This is a genomic window from Pseudomonas sp. JDS28PS106 (genome assembly GCF_036706555.1).
GTDB lineage: Bacteria > Pseudomonadota > Gammaproteobacteria > Pseudomonadales > Pseudomonadaceae > Aquipseudomonas.
The window spans coordinates 261026-268687 of sequence record NZ_JBAJGT010000007.1; the positions used below are offsets into that span (position 1 = coordinate 261026).

Below are 7662 nucleotides of genomic sequence, written 5' to 3' on the forward strand. Positions count from 1 at the left end.
TCCAGGCATGTCCATTTGTAAATGCCTGCGCTCAACCCATCTCTATCCGGAAATCCAAAAGCCTTGATACGCGTGCTGAAATTTCTATGGTGGTCTCTTGTAGCAGTCTTCTGCGGACTGTTGCTCGGTCTGAGCGGCGCCTTCCTTTACCTGAGTCCCAATCTGCCATCCGTCGAGGCTTTGCGAAGCATCCAGTTGCAGATCCCGCTGCGCGTGTACAGCAGCGACGGCAAGCTGATCGCCGAATTCGGCGAGATGCGTCGCACCCCGATCCGCTTCGCGGAGATTCCGCCCAATTTCATCAATGCCCTGCTGTCGGCCGAAGACGACAACTTCGCCAACCACTACGGCGTCGATCCCAGCAGCCTGATGCGCGCCGCGACCCAGCTGGTCAAGAGCGGCCATATCCAGTCGGGCGGCAGCACCATCACCATGCAGGTGGCGAAAAACTTCTTCCTCACCAGCGAGAGGAGCTTTTCGCGCAAGACCACCGAAATTCTGCTGGCCCTGCAGATCGAGCGTCAGCTGACCAAGGACGAGATCCTGGAGCTGTACGTCAACAAGATCTACCTGGGCAACCGCGCCTACGGTATCGAGGCCGCAGCCCAAGTCTACTATGGCAAATCGATCCGTGACGTCAGTCTGGCGCAAATGGCGATGATCGCCGGTCTGCCCAAGGCGCCTTCGCGTTTCAACCCGCTGGCCAACCCGGCGCGCGCCAAGGAGCGTCGCGACTGGATCCTGGGGCGCATGTACCGTCTGGGCAAGATCGATCAGACCGCTTATCAGGCCGCCCTGAACGAACCGCTCAATGCCAGCTACCACGTGCCGACACCTGAAGTCGACGCACCCTATATCGCCGAGATGGCCCGCGCTGAAATGGTCGGGCGTTATGGCAGCGATGCGTACACCGAAGGCTTCCGGGTTACCACCACCATCCCGAGCGATTTGCAGGAACACGCGCGGCTGGCCGTGCGCAACGGGCTGATCGACTACGACCAGCGTCACGGCTACCGTGGTCCGGAAAGCCGCTTCCCGGGCATGACCCGCGCCGCCTGGACCCAGGAGCTGACCAAGCAACGCACCATCAATGGCCTGGAACCGGCCATCGTGACTCAGGTGGACAAGACCGGTGTGCGGGTATTGACCCGTAACGGCGAAGAGGAAGAGACCGTCGACTGGGCCAGCATGAAATGGGCGCGGCCTTACCTGAACACCAACAGCATGGGCGCCAACCCTCGTCAGCCCGCTGATGTGGTGAAAGTGGGCGACCTGATCCGCGTGCTGCGCCAGGACGACGACAGCCTCAAGTTCGCGCAGATCCCTGCCGCGCAGAGCGCGCTGGTCTCGCTGGACCCGCGCAACGGTGCGATTCGCGCGCTGGTGGGCGGCTTCGCGTTCGAGCAGAGCAACTACAACCGCGCCATGCAGGCCAAGCGTCAGCCCGGTTCCAGCTTCAAGCCGTTCGTCTACAGCGCCGCGCTGGACAATGGCTACACCGCGTCGAGTCTGGTCAACGATGCGCCGATCGTGTTCGTCGACGAGTACCTGGACAAGGTCTGGCGTCCGAAGAACGACACCAATACCTTCCTGGGGCCGATCCGGCTGCGCGAAGCCCTGTACAAATCCCGCAACCTGGTTTCGATCCGGCTATTGCAGGCGCTGGGCGTGGACAGCACCATCGACTACATCACCCGCTTCGGCTTCGCCAAACAGGACCTGCCGCGCAACCTGTCGCTGGCACTGGGCACCGCCACCCTGACGCCGATGGAAATCGCGACCGGCTGGAGTACCTTCGCCAACGGCGGCTACAAGGTCAGCCCTTATCTGATCGAAAAGATCGAGAACCGCGATGGCCAGACGCTGTTCGCGGCCAATCCGCCGAGCGTGCCCGCCAATGAAGCCAGGCCAGCGGCCGACACCTCGACTTTCGCGGTCAACGACAACCCGGGCCTGAGCACCACCTCGGGAACCCCGGCCGAGCCGCAGGCGCCGGCCGTTGCCGAGCGCATCGTCGACAGCCGCACCACGTTCATCCTCAACAGCATGCTGCAGGATGTGATCAAGCGCGGTACAGGGCGCCGGGCACTGGCGATGAATCGTCCGGATATCGCCGGCAAGACCGGTACCACCAACGAATCCAAGGACGCATGGTTCTCCGGTTACAACGCCGACTACGTCACGACTGTCTGGACCGGCTTCGATCAGCCGGAAAGCCTGGGTCGCCATGAGTTCGGCGGTACCGTGGCCCTGCCGATCTGGATGAATTACATGAGCGCCGCGCTCAAGGACAAGCCGCCGCATCAGCAACCTGAACCGGACGGCATCCTGAGCCTGCGTGTGGACCCGGTCAGCGGCCGCGCCGCAACGCCGAGCACGCCGAATGCGTTCTTCGAACTGTTCAAGAGCGAAGACACCCCGCCAAGCGTGAGCGAACTGGGCGGCAGCGCACCGGGCAGCCCGCTGCCGGCGGATGAATCGGCGCCGATTGATTTGTTCTGATCCGCAAAATCGTTTGCTGTAGGAGCCAGCTTGCTGGCGATGAACGATGACGCGGTACGCCTGGAAATCTCGTGGCGTCTTTGCGCCAGATCGCCAGCAAGCTGGCTCCTACAGGTGCGTAGCACACAAACAAAAACGCCCCGACATGTCGGGGCGTTTTGCGTTGCGGGTTCGGGCTTAGCCCTTGAACACGTCTTCCACGCTGGTCAGCGGGTAGTGCTTCGGATACGGCAGGGTGGCTACGCCGCTCTCGATGGCTGCCTTGGCGACCGCGTCGGCGATCAGGCCCAGCAGACGGGCGTCCATTGGCTTCGGAATGATGTACTCACGACCGAATTCCAGCTTGATGCCGCCGTAGGCGTCGCAGACTTCCTGAGGGACCGGCAGCTTGGCCAGTTCGCGCAGGGCGTTGGCGGCGGCGATCTTCATTTCTTCGTTGATGCGCTTGGCGCGAACGTCCAGAGCACCACGGAAGATGAACGGGAAGCCCAGCACGTTGTTGACCTGGTTCGGGTAGTCCGAACGACCGGTCGCCATGATCACGTCGCTGCGAGTGGCGTGAGCCAGCTCCGGGGAGATTTCCGGATCCGGGTTGGAGCAGGCGAACACGATCGGGTCCTTCGCCATGCGGTTCAGGTTTTCCGGAGTCAGCAGGTTCGGGCCGGACAGACCGACGAACACATCGGCGCCATCCAGGGCATCGGCCAGGGTACGCTTCTCGGTCGGATGAGCGAACACGGCCTTGTACTGGTTCAGGTCGGTACGGCCGGAGTGGATCACGCCGCTACGGTCGAGCATGAAGATGTTCTCGATCTTCGCGCCCATGCTGACCAGCAGCTTCATGCAGGAGATGGCTGCGGCGCCGGCGCCCAGGCAGACGATCTTGGCGGAATCGAGGGTCTTGCCGGCGATTTCCAGGGCGTTGATCATGCCCGCCGCGGTCACGATGGCGGTGCCGTGCTGGTCGTCGTGGAAAACCGGAATGTCGCACTGTTCGATCAGGGCCTTTTCGATCTCGAAGCACTCAGGCGCCTTGATGTCTTCCAGGTTGATGCCGCCGAACGTGATGGAGATGCGCTTGACGGTGTCGATGAAAGCCTGCGGGCTCTCGGAATCGACTTCGATATCGAACACGTCGATACCGGCGAAACGCTTGAACAGGACACCCTTGCCTTCCATGACAGGCTTGGACGCCAGCGGACCCAGGTCGCCCAGACCCAGAATCGCGGTGCCGTCGGAAATAACTGCTACCAGGTTGCCCTTGCCGGTGTATTTGTAGGCCAGCTCGGGATCGCGGCCGATCTCGCGTACAGGCTCGGCTACGCCAGGGCTGTAGGCCAGCGCCAGGTCACGGGCGGTAGCGGTCGGCTTGGTAAGTTCGACGCTCAGTTTCCCCGGACGAGGGTTGGCGTGGTATTCGAGCGCGGCAGTTTTCAGATCTGACATGTATGCGATTCCGCTTTTTGCTGTGGGACTGACGGACCGCCGAGGATACGCAAGATGCATAGTCCTAACAAGACTGACCAGTCACAGCTGTCAAGGGGCGGAGGGTTAGACTTTACGCTTAGATCGCCGGCCTGACTATCCGCCGGCCGGACTCAGCATGGCCGGATGCGTGAGCGGTACCAGCCAGCGCGCCTGACCGGTTTTCAGGCCGCCCCGGCGGGTTCTGTCCACGACCCAACCACGCGCCTCGACCGTGCTGCCCGGCAGGCGCCTGAGCATCGCCTGGTCGAACGAGGCCAGTGATTTCGTTTCGATGCGCAGCACCACGCCGCCTTTCAACTCGATCCACATCCCGCCGCGATTGCGCTGCACCGATTCGACCCTGCCGCTGACCACCGCAAAACCGCTGCGGCTGACCGAGCCGGCGGATTGCACCGGAGAATTTCGCCACAGCCCGCGCCGCGCCTGACGCGCCGCACGCTCGGCACTGCGCTGGCAATCGACCAGCGCAACGTTGGGCGCGATCGCGACCTGATAGGCCAGCCCTTCGCTTAATAGCTGCGCCTCGAAACTGGTTCCGTTGCGGCCGTAGACATTGGCAAGCGTGCGGCCGTAATGATCCTTGCCCTGCCGGCCGACGCGCAGCCCGACCTGTCCGGCGCTTTCGTCCACCAGGGCTTGCAGGCGACGGCGCGCGGCTTCGGCGTAAGGCTCGGCGCTTTTGCCTTTCTTGCCGGTCTCGGGCGCATTGAGCCCGATCATGCGCACACTGCGGCCATCGGCGAGGCGCAGCGTGTCGCCGTCCACGACCTTGCGCACCTGCGCCGTCGGCAGCTTTCCGGGCGCTGGACAGAACGCTTCGGCACTGGAAAGCCAAATCGCGGACATAAAAAAGACGCCCACAAGGGGCGTCTTTTCAAGTATTCCGGATATGCCCACAGGCAACCCGTCTTACTTCGCCTTGGTAGCGCCGAACGCACCGAAGCGGGATTTGAACTTGTCGACACGGCCGCCAACGTCAAGCGTCTTCTGCTTGCCGGTGTAGAACGGGTGGCACTCGTTGCACACGTCCAGGCTCAGAGGAGCGGCCAGGGTGGAACGGGTCTTGATGACATTGCCGCAGCTGCAGGTTGCGTCAATGGCTTCGTAAACTGGATGGATATCAGCTTTCATGGATACTTCCTCGCTCTGGCGAGCCGCCACCCGACACTATTGTCGAGTACCGCACGCAAATAGGCTGCGGATAGTACCAGACAATCAGAACGACGCAAGCGAACCTTTGCACCGACCGTCTGCTAAGATCGCGCATCCGCCCCAGACCCACAGGGAATCCACGCGTGCCCAACGCCATTCTGCGCCTTGCCTTGCCTTCGCCGCTGCGCCGCCTGTTCGACTATCGCGCACCCGCCGGCATCGCACGCAGTGCCTTGAAACCGGGCATGCGGCTGCGGGTGCCGTTCGGCCGGCGGGAGATGATCGGCATTCTGGTGGAAGTCGTCGATCACAGCGACGTCCCCGACGACAAGCTCAAACCTGCCATCGCCCTGCTGGACAGCGAAGTGCCCATGCCGGCCTCGCTGTTCAAGCTGTGCCTGTGGACCGCCCAGTATTACCAGCACAGTCTGGGCGATACCCTGAGCTGGGCGCTGCCGGTGCTGCTGCGTCAGGGCGAGCCGGCCGAAACCCGTCAGGAGCGCTTCTGGCACGTCGCGCCGGAGGCCAGCGTCGACGATCCACGCATCGCCCGGGCGCCCAGGCAACGAGAAGCGATGAAGACCCTCGCCCAGCATCCCCACGGCGTGGCTCATCAGCTGTTGAGCAAACTGATGCTCAACAAGGAAAGCCTCAATCTGCTGCTCGCCAAGCAACTGGTGTACGTCGAAGTGCGCAGCCATGCGCCGACAGAGCGGCATGAACGCTGGCTGGCGCAGCCGGAACTGCCGCTCAACACCGAGCAACGCGCCGCCTGCGAGGCGATTCGCTCCGGGTTCGGCAGTTTCCACGCCTATCTGCTGGCCGGGGTCACCGGCAGCGGCAAGACCGAAGTCTATCTCCAGCTGATCCGCCAGACTCTGGAAGCCGGCAAGCAGGCATTGGTGCTGATCCCGGAAATCAATCTGGGGCCGCAGACTCTGGCGCGCTTTGAGCAGCGCTTCAATGCGCGCATCGCCTTGCTGCACTCGGCAGTCAACGACAGGGACCGTCTGGACGCCTGGCTGGCGGCCCGGGACGGCGAGGCCGATATCATCATCGGCACCCGCTCGGCCCTGTTCACGCCGATGAAGAATCCGGGCCTGATTATCATCGACGAAGAACACGACGGCTCCTATAAACAGCAGGAAGGTCTGCGCTATCACGCTCGCGATCTGGCACTGGTGCGTGCGCGTCAGGAAGACATTCCGATTGTTCTGGGCTCGGCCACACCTTCTCTGGAAAGCCTGCATAACGCCTATACCGGCCGCTACGGCCTGCTGCGCCTCAATGAACGGGCCGGCGGCGCGCAGCAGCCACGTTTTCTGCGCCTGGACGTAAAGAGTCGCCCTCTGGACAGCGGCATTTCCGGACCGATGCAGCAAGCCATCGGCCAGACTCTGGCGTCGGGCCAGCAAGTGCTGGTGTTTCTCAACCGTCGCGGCTTCGCGCCCACACTGCTGTGTCATGACTGCGGCTGGATGTCGGGCTGCCAGCGTTGCGACGCGCGTATGACGGTGCACCAGCGCTCCGGCGAATTGCGCTGCCATCATTGCGGCTATGTCGAGCGCGTGCCGCGCCAGTGTCCTTCGTGCGGCAGGGTCGACCTGCGACCCGTGGGCGCCGGAACCGAGCGGGCCGAAGAGAGGCTGGCCATTCTGTTTCCGGACTACCCGGTGCTGCGCGTCGACCGGGACAGCACCGCGCGCAAGGATGCGATGAGCAAGCTGTTCGAGACCATCCATCGCGGCCAGCCGTGCATCCTGGTCGGCACCCAGATGCTTGCCAAGGGGCATCACTTCCCTCGGGTGACCCTGGTGTCGATCCTGGATGCCGATGGCGGCCTGTTTTCCGGAGATTTCCGCGCCAGCGAGCGCATGGCCCAACTGATCGTGCAGGTCGCAGGCCGCGCCGGCCGGGCCGAGGAGCCAGGCAAGGTGATCATCCAGACGCATCTGGCCGACCATCCGCTGCTGATCCAGCTGACCGAACAGGGCTATTTCGCCTTTGCCGAACAGGCCTTGAGCGAACGCCGCGCTGCGGGACTGCCACCGTTCTCGCACCTTGCACTGCTGCGCGCCGAAGCCCACAAGCCGGGGCAGGCCGAAGCGTTCCTCGATCAGGCCTGCGCCGAAGCCGAAGACCTGCTGGCACGCATGGGCCTGACCGGCATCGAACTGCTCGGCCCGGTTCCGGCGCCGATGGAACGCCGCGCCGGTCGCTATCGGGCACAGTTGCTGCTGCAAGGCAATGCGCGGGCACCTCTGCATAAACTGCTGAGCGTCTGGCTGCTGGCACTGGAAGCGATGCCAAGCGGACGAGCGGTCAGATGGTCGCTGGATGTGGACCCGGTGGATCTCTACTAGCCCCACAGGACGTAAGATCGCGAGCAAGCTCGCTTGTGTCTTCCATCAGGCTAAAGTCTGGGGTGAGAGGGGTGGACGGCAAGCTGTCTAATCGCGGTGCCCTTGAGCACGTGTAGGAGCCAAGCTGCCGTCCACTCTTCCCGCTTTGGCCCAAAGC

Annotated in this window: 5 protein-coding genes; 2 read left to right on the forward strand and 3 right to left on the reverse strand. The window is 63.2% G+C overall.

Features of this window, described 5'->3' with window-relative positions:
- Positions 1-66: 66 nt before the first annotated feature.
- A complete protein-coding gene (locus TRP66_RS14400) occupies positions 67-2502 on the forward strand; it encodes a penicillin-binding protein 1A (protein ID WP_442965208.1) in 2436 nt (811 codons plus the stop codon).
- A gap of 177 nt (positions 2503-2679) precedes the next feature.
- On the opposite strand, the gene TRP66_RS14405 is transcribed toward TRP66_RS14400, so the two are convergent.
- From TRP66_RS14405 to rpmE, 3 genes are all read right to left on the reverse strand, one after another.
- A complete protein-coding gene (locus TRP66_RS14405) occupies positions 2680-3948 on the reverse strand; it encodes a malic enzyme-like NAD(P)-binding protein (protein WP_333403794.1) in 1269 nt (422 codons plus the stop codon).
- A gap of 135 nt (positions 3949-4083) precedes the next feature.
- A complete protein-coding gene (locus tag TRP66_RS14410) occupies positions 4084-4887 on the reverse strand; it encodes a thermonuclease family protein (RefSeq protein WP_333403837.1) in 804 nt (267 codons plus the stop codon).
- Positions 4888-4899: 12 nt separating this feature from the next.
- Entirely contained in the window at positions 4900-5121 is a 222-nt protein-coding gene (rpmE, locus tag TRP66_RS14415) for a 50S ribosomal protein L31 (RefSeq protein WP_002551648.1), read from the reverse strand.
- Positions 5122-5285: 164 nt separating this feature from the next.
- Here rpmE and TRP66_RS14420 point away from each other — a divergent pair, with 164 nt between their 5' ends.
- Complete coding sequence (locus TRP66_RS14420; RefSeq protein WP_333403821.1) at positions 5286-7505, forward strand: primosomal protein N'; 2220 nt, start codon at positions 5286-5288, stop codon at positions 7503-7505.
- The last annotated feature ends 157 nt before the right edge of the window (positions 7506-7662 follow it).